The sequence below is a fragment of the Saccharopolyspora tripterygii genome (assembly GCF_054778355.1).
Genome location: NZ_BAAGZP010000008.1, coordinates 249,862 through 266,829, shown reverse-complemented (window position 1 = coordinate 266,829; position 16,968 = coordinate 249,862). Strand labels below are relative to the sequence as shown.

Here is a 16,968-nt window from a genome sequence, read left to right as displayed (position 1 = left end):
CGAGCCAGCCACAGCAGACCGCTCCTCGCTCACCCCTCCTCGTGCACCGCCTGGATGTCGATCTGCACGCGGAGGGTCGTTCCGACGGCCGCGATGCCGCTCTTGAGCGACTGGCTGAAGCGGACCGCGAAGTCGTCGCGGCGCAGCTGCGCGACCGCCGACGCCGAAGCGCGGGTACCGCCCCACATGTCGGCGCCGACGCCGTCGAACCGGGTGTCCAGCATGACCGGCTTGCTGACGCCGAGCATGGTGAGCTCACCCGCCAGGTCCCACTTGTCACCCCCGCGGGGGCGCATCCCCGTGGAGCGGAAGCTGATCTCCGGGTGCTCGGCGACGTTGAGGAAGTCCTCGGAGCGCAGGTGGTCGTCGCGCATGGTGTTGCCGGTGTCGATCGTGTCGGCGGTGATGCGGGCCTCGACCAGCGAATTCTCGATCGGGTTGCCGATCCGCACCTCGCCGGAGAACTCGTTGAAGCGACCGTGGATGCTGCTCAGCCCCAGGTGCTTGGCGGTGACCTGGATCGAGGAGTGGATCGGGTCGATCCGCCACAGCCCGGGTGCGGGCAGGTCCGCGCCGCCGACGCGGCGGACCTCCACGTCGCCGAGACCGGCCGTGGCGCCCTCGTGCACCAGGGTGGTGCGGGCGACGGGCTCGTGACCGATGGCGGTGACGATCGCCGTGTAGGCGCCGGCCGGGAGGCCGGAGACCATCACCGATCCCTGCGCATCACCCTGCGCCCGCGCGACCTGCGCGCCGCCACCGTCGATGACGGTGAGCACCGCCTCCGGCACCGGCCATCCGTCACTGCCGCGCACCGACGCGGTCACCGCTCCAGAACCCCGAGCTGACCCGGTCTGGCCGTTGTCAGCCGCGGCCTGCGGTTGGCCGAGATCCATCTGAAAACACTCCTTTGAAGCAGAGCTGATCATGATCTTGCTCGGCGGGCGGGCCGACGTCCAGTCGTTCCCGCCCGCCGCAGCGCGACCGTGACCTACGGGTGGTGCGAGCGCGATCAGCCTTCGGGGTAGCCCAGGTCGACGTCGTGCGACGTCTCCTGGCCCGTCAGCCGCAGCGAACCCGCGACCGGCGGGTAGCCGCTGGCGATCACCGTGTACTCGCCGTCGGGCAGGTCGGTGAAGTGGTAGTTGCCGTCGATGTCGGTGGTGCCCGCGGCCACCACCGCGCCCGAACCGTCCAGCAACGTCACCCGAGCGTCCGGGACCGGCACGCCGAGGTTGGCCGACCGAATCACGCCGCTGAGCTGCGCACCGGTCTGCAGCGCGACGTCGAGCCGCACCCGCTCCCCGTCGGTGACCACGATCGGGTGGGCCATCGGGCGGTATCCGTCGGCGGTGACCGTCAGCGCGTAGGAGCCGCCGACCAAGTCGGAGAAGCCGTACCCGCCGTCGGCGTCGGTGGCGTCGGTGGCCACCACCTCACCGCGCACGTCGGTGAGCACCGCCATCGCGCCGGGAACGCCGACCCCGCCGACGTGCACCAGGCCGCTGAGCTCACCGGCGCCCAGCAGCTGCACGTCGTGCCGCACCGGGCGGTCGGAGACGACCACCATCGAGGCCGTCGGCTGGTAGCTGCCACCGGAGGCGATCAGCACGTAGGTCCCGCCGTTGTCGACGGCGAAGTGGAACTCGCCGTCGTTGTCGGTGCGGGCCCGCTCCACCTGGCGCCCGTTGGCGTCGGTGAGGGTCAGCACCACGCCCGAGACCGGCGTGCCGATCGAGTCGTGGACGACGCCGTGCACGACGCGCTGAGCCGGCTCGTGACCGTCGGCGAACCGGCCGGTCAGCGCTGCGCCGTTGGAGGCGAACGACGGGATCGACGGCTCGGTCCACGGGCTGGTCTGCGCGGAGTTCAGGTGGGCACCGTTGTGCCTGCCGTTCTCCCGGCCCTCTTCTTGTGCGGCCACTGAAGCCGTCTCCATTTCCTCGTTGCTCTCGATCGTCGTCCGCAAAGGCTTCTCGCGGATGAACAGCACCGCGACGAAGGTGACCACGGAGATGCACGCCGAGATGAGGAAGATGTCGCCGATGGCATCCCCGTACGCCGCGCGGACGATGGTCTGGATCGGCCCGGGGAGGTGTCCCACGTCCAGCGATCCGGTGCCGCCACCTGCGGCAGCGGCCTGCGCCGCGCCGGGGATCTTCGCCAGGCCTTCCATGATGTAGTCCTGGACGCGGGTGGCCAGCACAGCGCCTAGCACCGACACACCAGCCGAACCTCCCAAGGTGCGGAAGAAGGTGACGACGGACGTCGTCGAGCCCATGTCCTTGGCGCTGGTGGCGTTCTGCACCGCCAGCACCAGGTTCTGCATGAGCATGCCCACTCCGGTGCCCATCAGGAAGAGGAAGACCCCCATGAGCACCAGGTTCGTTTCGTGATTGACGGTGCTCAGTAGCCCCATCGCAATGATCATCACGATCGAGCCGCCCACGAGGAACGGCTTCGTCCTGCCGGTGTAGCGGGAGATGACCTGGCCGCTGACCGTGGACGAGATGAACAAACCGCCGACCATCGGCAGCGTCATCAGACCCGCGGTGGTGGGGCTGAAGCTGCGCGCGATCTGGAAGTACTGCCCCAGGAACACCGCGCCGCCGAACATGGCCGTGCCGACCGCGACGGTGCCGAGCGTGGCCATCGTGACCGTGGGGTTGCGGAACATCTTCAGCGGCACGATCGGCTCGCTGTGCTTGGACTCGATGATCACCGCGATGATCAGCGCCAGAACACCGCCGCCGACGATGTAGCCGGTCTCGGGCGAGAGCCAGTCGAAGTTCTTGCCGGCCAGCGAGACCCAGATCAGCAGCAGCGAGACACCGCCGACCAGGAACAGCGCGCCGAACCAGTCGATCTTCACGTCGCGCTTGATCACCGGCAGCTTGAGCACCCGGCCCAGCACGATGAAGGCGATGACGGCGATCGGCACGGTGACCCAGAAGCACCAGCGCCATCCCAGCCACGGGGTGTCGACGATGACGCCGCCGACCAGCGGGCCGCTGACGGTGGCCACCGCGAAGGTGGCGCCGATGTAGCCGCTGTAGCGACCGCGGTCGCGCGGCGGGACCATCGCCGCGATCACGACCTGGATCAGCGCCTGCAGACCGCCCATGCCGATGCCCTGCAGGGCGCGGAAACCGATCAGGGTCTCCATCGACTGCGCGAACCCGCCGGCCACCGAGCCGACGGTGAAGATGGTGATCGCGATCTGGTACAGCAGCTTCTTGCTGAACAGGTCGGAGAGCTTGCCCCACAGCGGGGTGGAGGCCGTGGAGGTCAGCAGCATCGCCGTGACGACCCAGGTGTACTGGCCCTGGGTTCCGTGCAGGTCGGCGATGATCCGCGGCAGCGCATTGGACACGATGGTCGAGCTGAGGATGGCGACCAACAGCGCCAACATCAGGCCTGACATGGCCTCCAGGATCTGGCGGTGCGACATCGCCTGGTCCTGGGCCGACTCGTGCGGCGCGCTCGGTTGAGTCGACACCCTGGGCGCCGTCTCCGTCGAGCTGGTCATCGGGTTCCTTCCCTCATCCCGGAGTCTGCGTGATCTCCGTCTTCGATCGTGTGGCGGCGGATGTCCGACATCGCGTCGCCGAGCAACCTGGCCAGTTCGCGGACCTTGGTGTCCTCCCAGCCGACCAGCGCTTCACCGATCCACTCCGCCTTCTTCTGCTCGAGGTCGGCGACGACCTGATCGCCGACCTCGGTGGTCCGCAGCAGCGAGACGCGGCGGTCGGCGGGGTCTGGCCGCCGCGTGATCAGTCCGGCTTGTTCGAGCTGGTTCACCTGCCGGCTCACCACCGATGCGTCGACGATGCGGTGGTGGGCGAGGTCGGAGACCCGGCATTCGCCGCGGTGCACGAGCTCGGTGAGCAGTCCGGCCGCCGCGTAGGGCACTTGATCGGAGAGCTGCAACCCCCGTTGCAGCGCGACCTGCTTGAGGCCCATCAAGGCGCGGAGTGGGCGGAGCAGCTCACCACAGGTCTCTGGTGTCGGTCCCATGCGAGCCCATCCTTTTAGTTGCTGAAGACAACCATAGGACCACTTGGTTGCAGCACGCAACTGATATCCGGGTGACTCGCACCACCGGCCGATTTTGGCCGTTTTGCCTGATCAGTGATGTTTCATCCGGTCTGGTTGAGCTTGCCCAGCAAGCGCGCGAGATCCGCGAGGTCCTGGGTTTTCCAGCTGGCGAACTGGCCGTGGAGGTGCTTGCGCCGCTCGGCGCGCACCCGCTCCAAGCGCTCCTGCCCCAGGTCTGAGAGCTGGATGCGGCGTGCGCGACCGTCGTCGGGGTCCGGCGCGCGCTCCAGCAGCCCCAGGTCGACGAGGGTGGCGATCTGCCGGGAGACCGTCGACTTGTCCAGACCGGTGCGTCCGGCCAGGTCCATGCCCCGCAGCGGGCCTTCGTTGGCGACCATCAGCAGCATCGTGTACGACGCCGGGTCGAGGTCGGGGTGCACCAGCGCGGCGACGTGGGTGGAGAGGTTCCGCGCGTTGCGGAACATCATCACCAGCTCGCGTTCGATCCCCTCGGCCGCTTCGCGGCGCGCGGGATCCTCGGCGATCTCGTCGTCCTGCTCGCTCACGTCACTCTCCGCACCTTGCGACCGTTTCGCCCCACTCTAGGGAGCGCGACGAGCCCCGAGAGCACCAGCCCGCACATCAGTCAACCCAACACGAGGTCAACACCGAGAAGACGAATGCCAACCCACGTCAGGCAAGCACCGAAGGTGCTTCCTCAGTGCCCCACGCAAGCAACCGGCACCGCCGCGGGTTCTCAGACGCCTTCTGGGGAGGACAGCCGTAGCGCCGCGTATCTGTTCCATACTCAAGTCTCGGATCCCGGACCCAGAAGGCGTCTGAGGTTCCGCTTCCGGCACCGCCACGCAGCAAGACCACTGAGTCTTGTCAGTACGACGAGACCAAAGACGGCACCCGCAGCCGATCCCCCTGCAATCAAGCAGGCAGGATCAAGATCAACGAGCGGAGACCTCGTGCCAGGGACGCGGCATGCCCTTGGCTCCGAAGTAGTCCCCACCCTTGCGCTTCACATCATCGGTACCCCAGGTCCGCTCCCGCAGGACCGGCATCATCCGGGGTATGTGCTTGCGGCAGTGGATGTAGGCCTCCTCGACCTGCACCACCACCCACCGCTCGGGCGTGCGGCCGCGGTCGAACTCGGACGGCAGCGCGGGGTAGATGCCGCGCAGGTCAGCGTCCTCGACGATGCGGGCCTTGCCGTTGACGTGCAGACCGATCAGGTCGGTGACGAAGTCCACCAGCAGGATGCCGACGTGCGGGTTCTCGCTGATGTTGCCGAGGCTGGCGAGCACTCCGTTGCCCCGGTACTCGGGGTAGCAGACGTGCTGGTCGTCGAGGACTTCGATGAAGCCGGGCGGCCCGGCCCGCAGGCTGGAGTCGCACTCGCCGCGGGCGTCGGAGGTGGCGACGAACGCCAGCTCCATGCGGCCGATGAACTGCTTCATCTCGTCGTTGAGCCGGTCGAGCACCTGGTCGTCGTAGAAGCGGCGGGCCCGCTTCTGACTGCCGTAGGCGCTCTGGAGCAGGTGCTCACCTGCGGATCCGGGCAGGGTCGGGGTTTCCTGCTCGAACGGGTCGGTGAGCTGCGGCTCGGGGTAGCGGGCGGGCATCGGGACGGGGGTCGGGACGGTGTCGGATAACTCGAGGTCCAGCATGGCCGCGGAGGCCATGCCTGCTGGAGTGCTGTGATCGGGGGTCACGGCGGACCACAGTGTCACGTCACCCCGTCCGGTAACAGCTTGCCCACTAGCTTTCCCCCGACCGATTGATGGATTATCTACGCGAAGTAGTTACAAAGCACTCGAAAGTGCCATCAAGGCAGACGTGCTTCCGATCAGGAGTTAGGGTCGCTCCTGATGTCGGGGGACGTTTGCAGGTAGCGGTTGCGCCTCACCCCAGGTGCTTGCCGCCAACGTGGAGAAGACTGCGCGCGAAACGATGACGAACGCCGTACTGAGCCCCGGTCCACCCCCGAACAACGAGCCGTCCAACTCCGGCGTGAGCAAGATGGTTCGACTCATCCGCGAGAGCTACGCGGTGGTCGAACCGCACGCTGACGAGGTGGCGAAGTTCTTCTACGGAACCCTGTTCAGCATCGCGCCGCACACCCGCGAGCTGTTCGCCGCCAACATGGAGGTGCAGCGCAGCCGCCTGCTTCGGGCGCTCGTGCACTTCATCCAGATGGTCGACAAGCCCGACGAGCTGCTGCCGTTCCTGCAGCAGCTCGGGCGCGACCACCGGAAGTTCGGTGTCATCACCCAGCACTACGAGGCGGTCGGCACCGCGCTGCTCGCGGCCATCAAGCGCTACGCCGGTGACACCTGGACCGACCAGGTCGAACGCGCCTGGGCTGAGGCCTACACGGTCATGGCCTCGGCGATGACCGAAGCGGCGGCCGCGGACGACGGACCCGCCTGGTACACCGGCCAGGTCATGCACCACGAGCGGCTGAGCTGGGAGCTCGCCGTGATCCGCGTGCAGACCGACCACCCGGTGCCGTACCTGCCCGGCCAGTACGTCAGCGTCGAGGCCCCGCAGCGGCCCCGGATGTGGCGCTACCTGTCGCCGGCGAACGCGCCCGGCGAGGACGGCGTGATGGAGTTCCACGTCCGCGCCGTCGACAGCGGCTGGGTGAGCCGTGCGCTGGTCGGCCACGCCAAGCCGGGTGACCAGTGGCGGATCGGTTCGCCGATGGGCCGGTTGACCGTCGACCGGGAGAACTCGCCGGACATCCTGATGATCGCCGGCGGTACCGGCATCGCGCCGCTGCGCGCGATCATCGACGACCTCGCCCAGTACGGCGAGAACCCGCGCGTGCAGGTCTTCTACGGCGGTCGCACCCAGGAGGACCTCTACGACCTGGAGAACCTCCAGCGCATCGCCATGCACAACCCGTGGCTGACGATCACGGCCGTGCTGGAGAACGATCCGGACGTCGACGGCGTCGAGCACGGCACCATCGCCGACGTCGTCTCCCGCTACGGCGCCTGGGAGGACTGGGACGTCCTCGTCTCCGGCTCACCGGCCATGATCCGCGCCACGGTCTCCAAGATGCTCGTAGCGGGCACGGCCCTAGACCGCATCCGCTACGACCCGTTCACCCTGGACTGAGCCAGTTTTAGTCCAAACTGAGCCGACATAACGGACATGATCATGGCTCGGTTTGGACTAAAACTGGGCCTCGCGCGAGAAGGGCGCCTCCCACCAGGGGAGACGCCCTTCGTCAGTTCCGACGGCTGCTCGTTCAGCCGGTTACCGCTTGCGGTTGGGCTTCCAGACGACCAGCGCGGTCTCCTGGCGCACCGGGACCAGGTCCCTGCGGTAGGAGGCGTGGATCTGGGCCGCCGCTGAATCGGCCGCCGCGTAGGCCGCGGCGATCTCCTCGGAGAGCTCCTGGACCTTGGCCTGCAACGCGTCGACCTGGTTCTCCAGGTCGATGATGCGCTTGATCCCGGCGAGGTTGACGCCCTCCTCCTGGGAGAGACGCTGGACCTCGCGCAGCAGCGCGATGTCGCGCAGCGAGTAGCGCCGGCCGCCGGCCGCGGTGCGCCCGGGTGAGACCAGTCCGAGTCGGTCGTAGCTGCGCAGCGTCTGCGCGTGCAGACCGGACAGCTGCGCGGCCACCGAGATCACGAACATCGGGGTGTCCTCGTTGGAACCGGGTGGGAACGCGAATCCCATCTCCGGTCCGATCCCACCAGGACCCGTCATGCGGCCGGCCATGCTTACCTCCCGAGCAACTCGTTCAGCTCGCTGCGCGGGTCGTGGTCAGCGGTGGCCTCGGCGTACTCGGCGAGCGCCTCGGCCGCTTTGTCGTCGAGCTTCGACGGCACCGCGACCTGCAGCGTCACCAGGAGATCCCCGTTGCCACCGGCCTTCCTGCCCACGCCCTTGCCACGCACCCGGAAGGTCCGTCCGCTGCTGGTTCCGGCGGGAACCTTCAGCGAGACCTTCCCGTCCAGGGTCGGCACGGTCAACGTAGTGCCCAGCGCGAGCTCCGGGAAGGTGACCGGCACGGTGATCGTCAGATCATCACCGGATCGTCCGAACACCTTGTTGCCGCCGACGTGCACCACGACGAACAGATCACCCGCGGTGGCGCCCTGCCGTCCCGGTTCGCCCTGCCCGGCCAGCCGGATCCGCTGACCGTCCTCCACCCCTGGCGGGATGCGCACGGTCAGCGTCCGGGTGCGGCTGCTGATCCCCTCGCCCGAGCAGTCCTCGCACGGGGTGTCGATGACCTGGCCGCGTCCCCGGCAGTCCGGGCACGGCTCGCTGAACGCGAACGCGCCCTGGTTGCGGGTGACCAGGCCGGATCCGCCGCAGGTCGAGCAGCCGCGCGGCCGCGTGCCGGGCTTGGCGCCCGAACCGCGGCAGGTCTGGCAGGTCGCCGGGCTGGACAGCCGCAGCGGGACCGTTGCTCCGCGCACCGCTTCGTAGAAGTCGATGCGCACCTCGGTCTCGACGTCGGCTCCGCGCCGCGGCCTGCTGGCCGTGCTCGGGCCGGCGCCGGCACCAGCGCCGCCGCCGGGTCGCCGGTTGCCGAACAACCCGCCGAACAGGTCGCCCAGGCCACCGGCCCCCTGCTGCCCGCCGAAGAGATCGCCGAGGTCGAAGCCACCACCGGCCCCACCGGGACCGCCGAAGCCGCCGCCCGGACCACCGAAGCCACCGCCCGCACCGCCGAGGCCGCCGGCTCCGAAGAGCCGCCGGGCTTCGTCGTACTGCTTGCGCTTGTCGGGGTCGGACAGCACTCCGTAGGCCTCGGAGACCGCCTTGAACTTCGACTCGGCCTGGGCGTTGCCGGGGTTGGCGTCGGGGTGGTTCTCCCGCGCCAGCTTCCGGTACGCCTTCTTGATGTCCTCGGACGAAGCATCGGAGGAGACGCCCAGCTCAGCGTAGAAATCCTTGTCGAGCCATTCCCTGGCACTCACCGGACGCTCCTCCTCCCGCTCCTGATCACTCTTGTTCGGTGGACTCGGTGGACTCCGGCCCGGCTGCGGGCGCAGCACCCGCAGCCGTGTCGTCGGCCTCGTAGTCGGTCACCGCGACCATGGCCGGGCGCAGCACCCGCTCGCCGAACCGGTAGCCGCGACGCATCACGGTGGTGACCGTGGGCCCCGAGACCTCCGGCGAGGTGGTGTGCTGGACGGCTTCGTGGACCGAGGGGTCGAACTCGTCGCCCTCGGCACCGAAGCCCTCCAGGCCCGCGGAGTTCAGCGTGCCGACGAGCTTGTCGGCCACGGCCTTGAACGCCCCGTTGAGGTCGCCGTGCGCTTCGGCCCGTTCCAGGTCGTCGAGCACGGTCAGCAGGTCACCGGCGACGGACGCCTTCGCCGCGGCGATCACCGACTCGCGGTCGCGTTCGACGCGCTTGCGGTAGTTCGCGTACTCCGCGGTGACCCGCTTGAGGTCGGCGGTGAGCTCGTCGACCTGCTTCTCCAGGCCGGTGGGCTCGCCCCCCTCGGCGGCACTGTCCGCAGCGGGCTGATCCGCCGACTCGTCGGCCTGGACGACCTCGTCGTCGAGAGTTCCGGAAATGCTTTCGGACACCTGAGCCTCGTCTCCGCTCGGAGCAGGTGTCCGGCGCTCGCCGGTCTCGGGGTCGATGCGACGCCGATCCCGGACGACCACCGGCTCCTGCTCCTCGCCTTCGTTGCGCGACATTTCGGGCCTGTCCGAAGTCACTTCTTCTTCTCGTCCTCGTCGTCGACGATCTCGGCGTCGACCACGTCGTCGTCCTTGGCCGACGAGCTGGACGAACCGGCACCGGCCTCGCCGGCCGCGTCACCAGCACCAGCACCGGCGGCACCCGCGGCGTCGGCACCGGCGTCGGCGTAGAGGGCCTGGCCCAGCGCCTGCGACTCGGTGGCGAGCTTCTCCACGGCGCCGGAGATGGCGTCGACGTCCTCGCCCTTGAGCGCCTCGTTGACCTCGTCGATCGCGCCCTGGACCTTGGTCTTGGTCTCCTCGGGCAGCTTCTCGTCGTTCTCCTTGAGGACCTTCTCGGTCTGGTAGACGAGCGTCTCGGCCTGGTTGCGGGCCTCGGCCTCCTCGCGACGCTTCTTGTCCTCCTCGGCGTGGGCCTCGGCGTCGGAGACCATGCGCTCGATGTCGTCCTTCGGCAGCGCGGAGCCGCCGGTGATCGTCATCGACTGCTCCTTGCCCGTTCCGTGGTCCTTGGCGGACACGTGCACGATGCCGTTGGCGTCGATGTCGAAGGCGACCTCGATCTGCGGCACACCGCGCGGCGCCGGCGGGAGACCGGTCAGCTCGAACATGCCGAGCTTCTTGTTGTGCGCGGCGATCTCGCGCTCGCCCTGGAAGACCTGGATCTGCACCGACGGCTGGTTGTCATCAGCGGTCGTGAAGGTCTCGGAGCGCTTGGTCGGGATCGTGGTGTTGCGCTCGATCAGCTTGGTCATGATGCCGCCCTTGGTCTCGATGCCCAGGGACAGCGGGGTGACGTCGAGCAGCAGGACGTCCTTGACCTCACCGCGCAGCACACCGGCCTGCAGCGAAGCACCGACGGCCACGACCTCGTCCGGGTTGACGCCCTTGTTCGCCTCGCGGCCGCCGGTCAGGTCCTTGACCAGCTCGGACACGGCGGGCATGCGGGTGGAACCGCCGACGAGCACGACGTGGTCCATCTCGGAGAGCTTGATGCCCGCGTCGCGGATGACGGCCTCGAACGGCTTGCGGCAGCGCTCGAGCAGGTCGGAGGTGATGCGCTGGAACTCGGCGCGGGACAGCGTCTCGTCCAGGAACAGCGGATTCTTGTCGCCGTCGACGGTGATGTAGGGCAGGTTGATGCTCGCGGTCGACGAGGAGGACAGCTCGATCTTGGCCTTCTCCGCGGCTTCCTTGATCCGCTGCATGGCCATGCGGTCCTTGGTCAGGTCGATCCCGTTGGACGACTTGAACTTCTCGACCAGCCACTCGACGATGCGCTCGTCCCAGTCGTCACCACCGAGGTGGTTGTCACCGGAGGTGGCGCGGACCTCGACGACGCCCTCGCCGATCTCCAGCAGCGACACGTCGAAGGTGCCGCCACCGAGGTCGAAGACCAGGATCGTCTGGTCGGACTCGCCCTTGTCCAGGCCGTAGGCCAGCGCGGCGGCGGTCGGCTCGTTGACGATGCGCAGCACGTCGAGCCCGGCGATCTGGCCGGCTTCCTTGGTGGCCTGCCGCTGCGCGTCCTCGAAGTAGGCGGGGACGGTGATGACCGCGTCCGTCACTTCCTCGCCCAGGTAGGCCTCGGCATCGCGCTTGAGCTTCATCAGGACCCGCGCGGAGATCTCCTGCGGCGTGTAGTCCTTCTCGTCGATGCCGACCTTCCAGTCGGTGCCCATGTGGCGCTTGACCGACCGGATGGTGCGGTCAACGTTGGTGACCGCCTGGTTCTTCGCGGGCTGACCGGTGAGGATCTCGCCGTTCTTCGCGAAGGCCACGATGGACGGCGTGGTCCGCGAGCCCTCGGAGTTGGCGATCACCGTCGCTTCACCGCCCTCCAGGACGGAAACGACGGAGTTGGTCGTCCCCAGGTCGATACCGACCGCTCGCGCCATGGGTGGTTCCTCCAGTACTTAGTCAGTGCGCTCAAGAGCCGCTTCGATCTCTTGAGCCTTGCTCGCTCAAGTTTTACCCAGAACACTTGCGCACCGTCAAACGGGGTTGAGCAAGTGCCACTCAAGCTTTCTGCCAGGACAACGCCTGACCAGCGGGATCAGTTCCCGAAGCACCTGTCGCGTGACCCAGCCGACACGCCGGAAGATCCCCCGGCCAGCTCGGGCGGACCTCAGGCCGAGGGCTGGACGCCGAGGTAGTCGTAGGGGTGCATGAGGAAGCGCAGGACCGGTTCGAGGTCATCGACCTCGGGGGACTCGTCGGCGATGAGGGCCTGGAGCAGGAGTCCGTCCATGCCGGCGATGAAGGCGGTGATGACCGGGTCGTCGCCGCCCTGACCGTTGTTGATGCTGCCCCGGATGAGCTCGATCCAGCGGCGGGCGGCGGGGCGCAGCGCGGGCCTGCGGGCGGCGAGCAGGTAGAGCTCGTACTCGCCGAGCGTGCGTTCGCGGTGATCCCTGATCATGCGGACGAGCAGTTCGGCCACGGCGCGCGGCCACTGGGCGTTGTCGGTGACCTCCTCGCGCACGGCCACGATCTGCTCGACGAGCCCTTCGCAGCCGTCGAGCAGGCTGGCGACGAGCAGGTCGTCGATGCCGTTGAAGTAGTACGCGATCGACGCGGGTGGGACGCTCGCCTCACGTGCGACGTTGCGGTGCGTGACCGCGCCGACGCCCTCGCGGGCCACGAGCCGCAGGGCCGCGTCCACGATCGCGCGGCGACGGCGTTCGCCCTTGAGCCGCCGCCCGTCGGTCACCTCCGTCAATGCGCGCCTCCCAGTTCCAGTGCGATGACCCCGCCGATGATCAGCGCGATGCCGCCGACCTGCACCGCGGTGATGGACTCGCCCAAGAACACCACGCCGATGATGGCCACCAGCGCGACCCCCGCTCCCGCCCAGATCGCGTAGACGACGCCGACGGGCAATCCGAGCTTGAGCACTGCGCTCATGGCGGTGAACGCGACCGCGTAGCCGATCACGACCGCCACCGACGGGACGAGCTTGCTGAAGCCTTCGGACAGCTTCAGCGACACCGTCCCCACGACTTCGCTGCAAATGGCCAGCACCAGCAGCAGGTACGCCACGGACCCTCCTCCGAGAAATGTGGGCGATCGCCCAACTTCATGAACGCACGGGTGCCCCGCCCCGGGAAGAGCGGGGGTCAGTCGTCGTCGTGCTTCTTGCGCGGACCCTCGATGGTCATGGCCACGGCGATGGCCGCCCAGATGGCGAGCGGGAACACCGGCCAGAAGAACTTGAGGTCACCGGAGACGACTGAGGTCACGCCCCAGATCGCGATCATGATGACCGCTCCGCCTGCCCAGTCCCGCCACTCCTTGGACACCTTCGCCTTGTGCTCGTCGCGGGCGACGACCTCGGCGGACGGCTGGGGAACGGGGAGATCGCCGGTCAGCGGGCGCAACTCGCCGAGCGTGGCCGCCCCGTAGGCGCGCTGGAGCCGCTCGTCGTACTCGGTGACGGTCAGCCGCCCCTCGTCGAGCGCGGTCCGCAGCCGTCCGGCGACCTCCTCGCGGTCGGAGTCGGACGCCCGCATGCCTCCGTCGTTCGGGACAACCATGTCCTCACCCCCAGGTGCCGAGTGACCGGCCATCACGTTCACTCGATCAATGACGTGGCGAAAATCGCACATCTTCCCATCAGTTTGCCTTGATCGGCACCGCCGCGGTGGTGGAACCGCGATCCGCGCCCCAGGCACCCCGGCGTTCAACAGCGACAACTCCGGAAACACCCGGCGTCCCGCACGTCCGCGCCGAGGTCGTCGCCGCAGCGAAAATAGCAGAAACCTGAACGATTGCCCAAGTAGTTTTTCAACCCGGGGTCTCGCAGAATCACCGTCTGTTCCCGAATTTCGCGCCCGGGCCCCCGTGGTTACCAGCGGGTAACAGGGCGTACGCTCCCCAAACGGACAACCCCCGAAACAGGAGGCCACGAGCATGGGTGCTGTGCAGATCACGCTTGGCGCGATCTCAGTCGCGCTCGGCGTCGTCGCGTGGAGCATGTTCGCCATGACCATCGCCCGATTCGTGCGGATCATCCGCCTCGGGCAACCCGACGGCACCCGGAACGCTCCGGCTCTCGCGCGTCTGGCCACGCTGGTCAAGGAGTTCGCCGCGCACACCCGGATGAACAAGTTCCGCAACGTCGGTGTGTGGCACTGGCTGGTCATGTGGGGCTTCCTGCTCGGCTCCCTTGCCCTGTTCGAGGCCTACGGCGAAGTCTTCGTCCCCACCTGGGGCTGGCCGATCCTCGACGACCTGGCGATCTTCCACTTCGTGATGGAGTTCCTGGGCGTCGGCACGATCGTCGGCATCCTGGTGCTGATGGCGATCCGCCAGGCGAACCACCCGCGCAAGGCCGGGCGCGTCTCGCGCTTCCAGGGCTCCAACTTCAAGTGGGCCTACTTCATCGAGGCCGTGGTGCTCGTCGAGGGCATCGGCATCATCGGTGTCCGCGCCGCCAAGGCCGCGCTGGGCGTGCACGAGATGCCGCTGTGGGCCGAGTTCGCCTCGGGCCCGATCGGGCAGCTGCTGCCCGCCAGCGAGAACCTCGTCTCGGTCTTCGCCTTCATCAAGCTGATGAGCGCCACCGTCTGGCTGATCGTCGTCGCCCGCACCATGACGATGGGTGTGGCCTGGCACCGCTTCTCCGCGTTCTTCAACATCTACTTCAAGCGCGAGGACGACGGCGACGTCGCCCTGGGCGCGGTCAAGCCGATGATGTCGGGCGGCAAGCCGCTGGACTTCGAGGAAGCCGACCCGGACACCGACGTGTTCGGCGCGGGCAAGATCGAGGACTTCTCCTGGAAGGGCTGGCTGGACTTCACGACCTGCACCGAGTGCGGTCGTTGCCAGTCGCAGTGCCCGGCCTGGAACACCGGCAAGCCGCTGTCGCCGAAGATGATGATCACCCAGTTGCGGGACCACGCCTACGCCAAGGCCCCGTACCTGCTGGCCGGTGGCAGCAAGGACATGGCCGGCGACGAGGTCGGCATCACCGGTGACGGCGCCGAGGAGAAGCTGGGCAAGATCGACGCGCTGGCGCTGGCCGAGGCCGAGCGCCCGCTGGTCGGCGGCCCGGAGGAGATGGGCGTCATCGACCCCGAGGTGCTGTGGTCCTGCACCTCCTGCGGTGCCTGCGTCGAGCAGTGCCCGGTCGACATCGAGCACGTCGACCACATCGTCGACATGCGCCGCTACCAGGTCATGATCGAGTCGAACTTCCCGACCGAGCTCGGCGGGATGTTCAAGAACCTGGAGAACAAGGGCAACCCGTGGGGCCAGAACGCCAAGGACCGCCTTGCGTGGACCGAGGACCTGGACTTCGAGGTGCCGGTCTTCGACGGTGAGCTCGCCGACGACGACGAGTACCTGTTCTGGGTCGGCTGCGCCGGCGCCTTCGAGGACCGCGCGAAGAAGACCACCCAGGCCGTCGCCGAGCTGCTGCACATGGCGGGCGTGAAGTACAAGGTGCTGGGCCCGGAGGAGACCTGCACCGGTGACCCCGCTCGCCGCGCGGGCAACGAGTTCATCTTCCAGATGATGGCCCAGCAGAACGTCGAGGTCCTCAACGGAGTGTTCGAGGGCCGCGAGCCGGGCAAGCGCAAGATCGTCGCGACCTGCGCGCACTGCTTCAACAGCCTCGCCAACGAGTACTCCGAGCTCGGCGGCGACTACGAGGTCGTGCACCACACGCAGCTGCTGAACAAGCTGGTCCGCGAGAAGCGCCTGACCCCGGTCGCCCCGGTCGCCGAGGACGTGACCTACCACGACCCCTGCTTCCTGGGACGGCACAACAAGGTCTACACGCCGCCGCGCGACCTGGTCGGCGCCGCGGGCGCGACCTTCCGCGAGATGCCGCGCCACCAGGAGCGCTCCATGTGCTGCGGTGCCGGTGGTGCCCGCATGTGGATGGAGGAGCGCATCGGCAAGCGGATCAACCTGGAGCGCGTCGACGAGGCCCTGGGCACTGCCCCCTCGAAGATCGCCACGGGCTGCCCGTTCTGCAAGGTGATGCTCTCCGACGGTGTCACGACCCGGAAGAGCGAGCAGGCCGCCGACGAGTCCGTCGAGGTCCTCGACGTCGCCCAGCTCCTGCTCAACGCCGTCAAGCGCGGCGATGACAAGAAGGACGGCGCCGAAGAACCGGAACCGGCCAGCAGCTGACCGGTCTGACGTGAAGAAGGGCACCTCCCGCGCGGGAGGTGCCCTTCTTCGCGTTTCAGCGCTCGGTGAGGGAGCTCAGGAACCGCCGCCAGGAATCCGCGGGGAACGCTAGTGCTCCGGAGTCCGGGCTCTTGGAATCTCTGACCGCGACTTCTTCTTCGACGAACGCGACTTCGACGCAGGCAGCGCCGTTGCCGCCAACGCTACGACTGCTCTTGCGCCACTGGGCTCTCGTGAGATCCATGCTCAGCCTCCGCTAGCTCTCGGATCTTTGCGACCGAGTCCGCGCAGCTCAACGCCTCGGCTCGCAATCGCTCGAACGTCAGCGTAGCCCGCTGGACGCTTACCGGATTTTCTATGTGCGTCGAGCCGCTTGCGTGTTCAAGGTAGAGAACGTCGGGATCTTCCGGGTCTGGATAACCGAGCAACACGAAGGACCCCTCCAGACCGAAAGGCACCCCGGAGCTGATCGGCAGCACCCGGATCGTGACCGTCTCCAATTCAGCGAGTTCGACCAGCTGCCGAAGCTGTCGTCGCATGACGCCCGCTCCACCGATCGGCCTCCGCAGCGCGGATTCCTCGATGATCGCTTCGTACGTCATGTCACCGAGACGGTCTTTCCGCCGCATGCGTGCCGCTGTGACCTTCGAAATCCGTTCGCTCGTCACCGAGCCTCCACCGACGAACAACTCTCTTGCGTACTCGTCGGTCTGGAACATGCCCGGTACGACCCCGAGTTGCCACTCGCGAACCGAAACGGCTTCTTCTTCCAAGTTGTAATAGCCACGATCACCAATGCCGTACGCGTGCCACCACGGCTTCGCCTTCGCTGACCTGGCCAGATCGACCAGGCCCGGGTCGTAGGCGTCGTAGAGGTCCATCATCGAACGCACCTCGTGCACGGACGTGCCGACCTCGCCGGTCTCCTTGCGGCTGAGGGCACTTGTCGACATGTCGAGCGAGGCGGCGGCCTGCTCCTGCGTGATCCCCGCGCTCTCGCGCAACCGCCGGATCCGCCGCGCGAGCCGACGTCGCCGGAACGTGGGGCTGGTGCGCACGAATTCCATGATCGCAGCGGGATCCCGGGACCGGGATTCC

At 67.9% G+C, this 16,968-nt stretch carries 16 protein-coding genes; 2 read left to right on the top strand and 14 right to left on the bottom strand.

The annotated features are described in order from the left end of the window. Positions 1-29 precede the first annotated feature (29 nt). From ACYVF3_RS06655 to ACYVF3_RS06635, 5 genes are all read right to left on the bottom strand, one after another. Positions 30-896, bottom strand: a complete 867-nt coding sequence (locus tag ACYVF3_RS06655) for a YceI family protein (RefSeq protein ID WP_461153305.1) — start codon at positions 894-896, stop codon at positions 30-32. Between the two features lie 116 nt (positions 897-1,012). Beyond that, positions 1,013-3,529: an MFS transporter gene (locus tag ACYVF3_RS06650; protein ID WP_461153304.1), complete on the bottom strand. Its 2,517-nt coding sequence runs from the start codon at positions 3,527-3,529 to the stop codon at positions 1,013-1,015. Then, positions 3,526-4,017 carry a MarR family winged helix-turn-helix transcriptional regulator gene (locus ACYVF3_RS06645; protein WP_461153303.1) on the bottom strand — a complete coding sequence of 164 codons (492 nt, stop codon included), beginning with the start codon at positions 4,015-4,017 and terminating at the stop codon, positions 3,526-3,528. The genes ACYVF3_RS06650 and ACYVF3_RS06645 overlap by 4 nt, the downstream gene beginning before the upstream one ends. 122 nt (positions 4,018-4,139) lie before the next feature. Continuing rightward, positions 4,140-4,604 carry a MarR family winged helix-turn-helix transcriptional regulator gene (locus ACYVF3_RS06640; protein WP_461153302.1) on the bottom strand — a complete coding sequence of 155 codons (465 nt, stop codon included), beginning with the start codon at positions 4,602-4,604 and terminating at the stop codon, positions 4,140-4,142. A gap of 390 nt (positions 4,605-4,994) precedes the next feature. After that, the gene (locus ACYVF3_RS06635; protein ID WP_461153301.1) at positions 4,995-5,759 is read right to left on the bottom strand and encodes a pyridoxamine 5'-phosphate oxidase family protein; all 765 of its coding nucleotides are present in this window, start codon (positions 5,757-5,759) and stop codon (positions 4,995-4,997) included. A 238-nt stretch (positions 5,760-5,997) separates the two neighbouring features. Here ACYVF3_RS06635 and ACYVF3_RS06630 point away from each other — a divergent pair, with 238 nt between their 5' ends. Then, entirely contained in the window at positions 5,998-7,170 is a 1,173-nt protein-coding gene (locus tag ACYVF3_RS06630) for an FAD-binding oxidoreductase (RefSeq protein ID WP_461153300.1), read from the top strand. Between the two features lie 141 nt (positions 7,171-7,311). On the opposite strand, the gene ACYVF3_RS06625 is transcribed toward ACYVF3_RS06630, so the two are convergent. From ACYVF3_RS06625 to ACYVF3_RS06595, 7 genes are all read right to left on the bottom strand, one after another. Further along, positions 7,312-7,740 (bottom strand): heat shock protein transcriptional repressor HspR, encoded by a 429-nt coding sequence (locus ACYVF3_RS06625; RefSeq protein ID WP_461153817.1) that lies wholly within the window; start codon positions 7,738-7,740, stop codon positions 7,312-7,314. A gap of 44 nt (positions 7,741-7,784) precedes the next feature. Next, positions 7,785-8,993, bottom strand: a complete 1,209-nt coding sequence (dnaJ, locus tag ACYVF3_RS06620) for a molecular chaperone DnaJ (protein WP_461153299.1) — start codon at positions 8,991-8,993, stop codon at positions 7,785-7,787. 25 nt (positions 8,994-9,018) lie between these two features. Then, positions 9,019-9,726, bottom strand: coding sequence for a nucleotide exchange factor GrpE (grpE, locus tag ACYVF3_RS06615; RefSeq protein WP_461153298.1), 708 nt, complete (start codon positions 9,724-9,726; stop codon positions 9,019-9,021). Positions 9,727-9,743: 17 nt separating this feature from the next. After that, the gene (dnaK, locus tag ACYVF3_RS06610) at positions 9,744-11,627 is read right to left on the bottom strand and encodes a molecular chaperone DnaK (RefSeq protein WP_461153297.1); all 1,884 of its coding nucleotides are present in this window, start codon (positions 11,625-11,627) and stop codon (positions 9,744-9,746) included. A 230-nt stretch (positions 11,628-11,857) separates the two neighbouring features. Next, positions 11,858-12,442: a TetR/AcrR family transcriptional regulator gene (locus ACYVF3_RS06605; protein ID WP_461153816.1), complete on the bottom strand. Its 585-nt coding sequence runs from the start codon at positions 12,440-12,442 to the stop codon at positions 11,858-11,860. A gap of 5 nt (positions 12,443-12,447) precedes the next feature. Further along, a complete protein-coding gene (locus tag ACYVF3_RS06600; RefSeq protein WP_461153296.1) occupies positions 12,448-12,771 on the bottom strand; it encodes a DMT family transporter in 324 nt (107 codons plus the stop codon). A gap of 77 nt (positions 12,772-12,848) precedes the next feature. Beyond that, positions 12,849-13,265, bottom strand: a complete 417-nt coding sequence (locus ACYVF3_RS06595; RefSeq protein WP_461153295.1) for a DUF1707 SHOCT-like domain-containing protein — start codon at positions 13,263-13,265, stop codon at positions 12,849-12,851. A gap of 376 nt (positions 13,266-13,641) precedes the next feature. On the opposite strand from ACYVF3_RS06595, the gene ACYVF3_RS06590 reads away from it, so the two are divergent. Further along, the gene (locus ACYVF3_RS06590) at positions 13,642-15,870 is read left to right on the top strand and encodes a (Fe-S)-binding protein (RefSeq protein WP_461153294.1); all 2,229 of its coding nucleotides are present in this window, start codon (positions 13,642-13,644) and stop codon (positions 15,868-15,870) included. A 55-nt stretch (positions 15,871-15,925) separates the two neighbouring features. On the opposite strand, the gene ACYVF3_RS06585 is transcribed toward ACYVF3_RS06590, so the two are convergent. Together ACYVF3_RS06585 and ACYVF3_RS06580 are read right to left on the bottom strand one after the other, a co-directional pair. After that, positions 15,926-16,114, bottom strand: a complete 189-nt coding sequence (locus ACYVF3_RS06585; RefSeq protein ID WP_461153293.1) for a DUF397 domain-containing protein — start codon at positions 16,112-16,114, stop codon at positions 15,926-15,928. Next, positions 16,074-16,937 (bottom strand): helix-turn-helix domain-containing protein, encoded by an 864-nt coding sequence (locus ACYVF3_RS06580; protein WP_461153292.1) that lies wholly within the window; start codon positions 16,935-16,937, stop codon positions 16,074-16,076. Before ACYVF3_RS06580 ends, ACYVF3_RS06585 begins: the two co-directional genes overlap by 41 nt. Positions 16,938-16,968 lie beyond the last annotated feature (31 nt).

What these genes read in the sequence shown, in the direction of transcription:
- ACYVF3_RS06590 (WP_461153294.1), top strand. Translation starts at nt 13,642, where the DNA reads ATGGGTGCTGTGCAGATCACGCTTGGCGCGATCTCAGTCGCGCTCGGC.
- ACYVF3_RS06650 (WP_461153304.1), bottom strand. Translation starts at nt 3,529, where the DNA reads ATGACCAGCTCGACGGAGACGGCGCCCAGGGTGTCGACTCAACCGAGC.
- ACYVF3_RS06595 (WP_461153295.1), bottom strand. Translation starts at nt 13,265, where the DNA reads ATGGTTGTCCCGAACGACGGAGGCATGCGGGCGTCCGACTCCGACCGC.
- ACYVF3_RS06585 (WP_461153293.1), bottom strand. Translation starts at nt 16,114, where the DNA reads ATGGATCTCACGAGAGCCCAGTGGCGCAAGAGCAGTCGTAGCGTTGGC.
- dnaK (WP_461153297.1), bottom strand. Translation starts at nt 11,627, where the DNA reads ATGGCGCGAGCGGTCGGTATCGACCTGGGGACGACCAACTCCGTCGTT.
- ACYVF3_RS06625 (WP_461153817.1), bottom strand. Translation starts at nt 7,740, where the DNA reads ATGGGATTCGCGTTCCCACCCGGTTCCAACGAGGACACCCCGATGTTC.
- ACYVF3_RS06655 (WP_461153305.1), bottom strand. Translation starts at nt 896, where the DNA reads ATGGATCTCGGCCAACCGCAGGCCGCGGCTGACAACGGCCAGACCGGG.
- ACYVF3_RS06630 (WP_461153300.1), top strand. Translation starts at nt 5,998, where the DNA reads ATGACGAACGCCGTACTGAGCCCCGGTCCACCCCCGAACAACGAGCCG.
- ACYVF3_RS06580 (WP_461153292.1), bottom strand. Translation starts at nt 16,937, where the DNA reads ATGGAATTCGTGCGCACCAGCCCCACGTTCCGGCGACGTCGGCTCGCG.
- ACYVF3_RS06645 (WP_461153303.1), bottom strand. Translation starts at nt 4,017, where the DNA reads ATGGGACCGACACCAGAGACCTGTGGTGAGCTGCTCCGCCCACTCCGC.
- grpE (WP_461153298.1), bottom strand. Translation starts at nt 9,726, where the DNA reads ATGTCGCGCAACGAAGGCGAGGAGCAGGAGCCGGTGGTCGTCCGGGAT.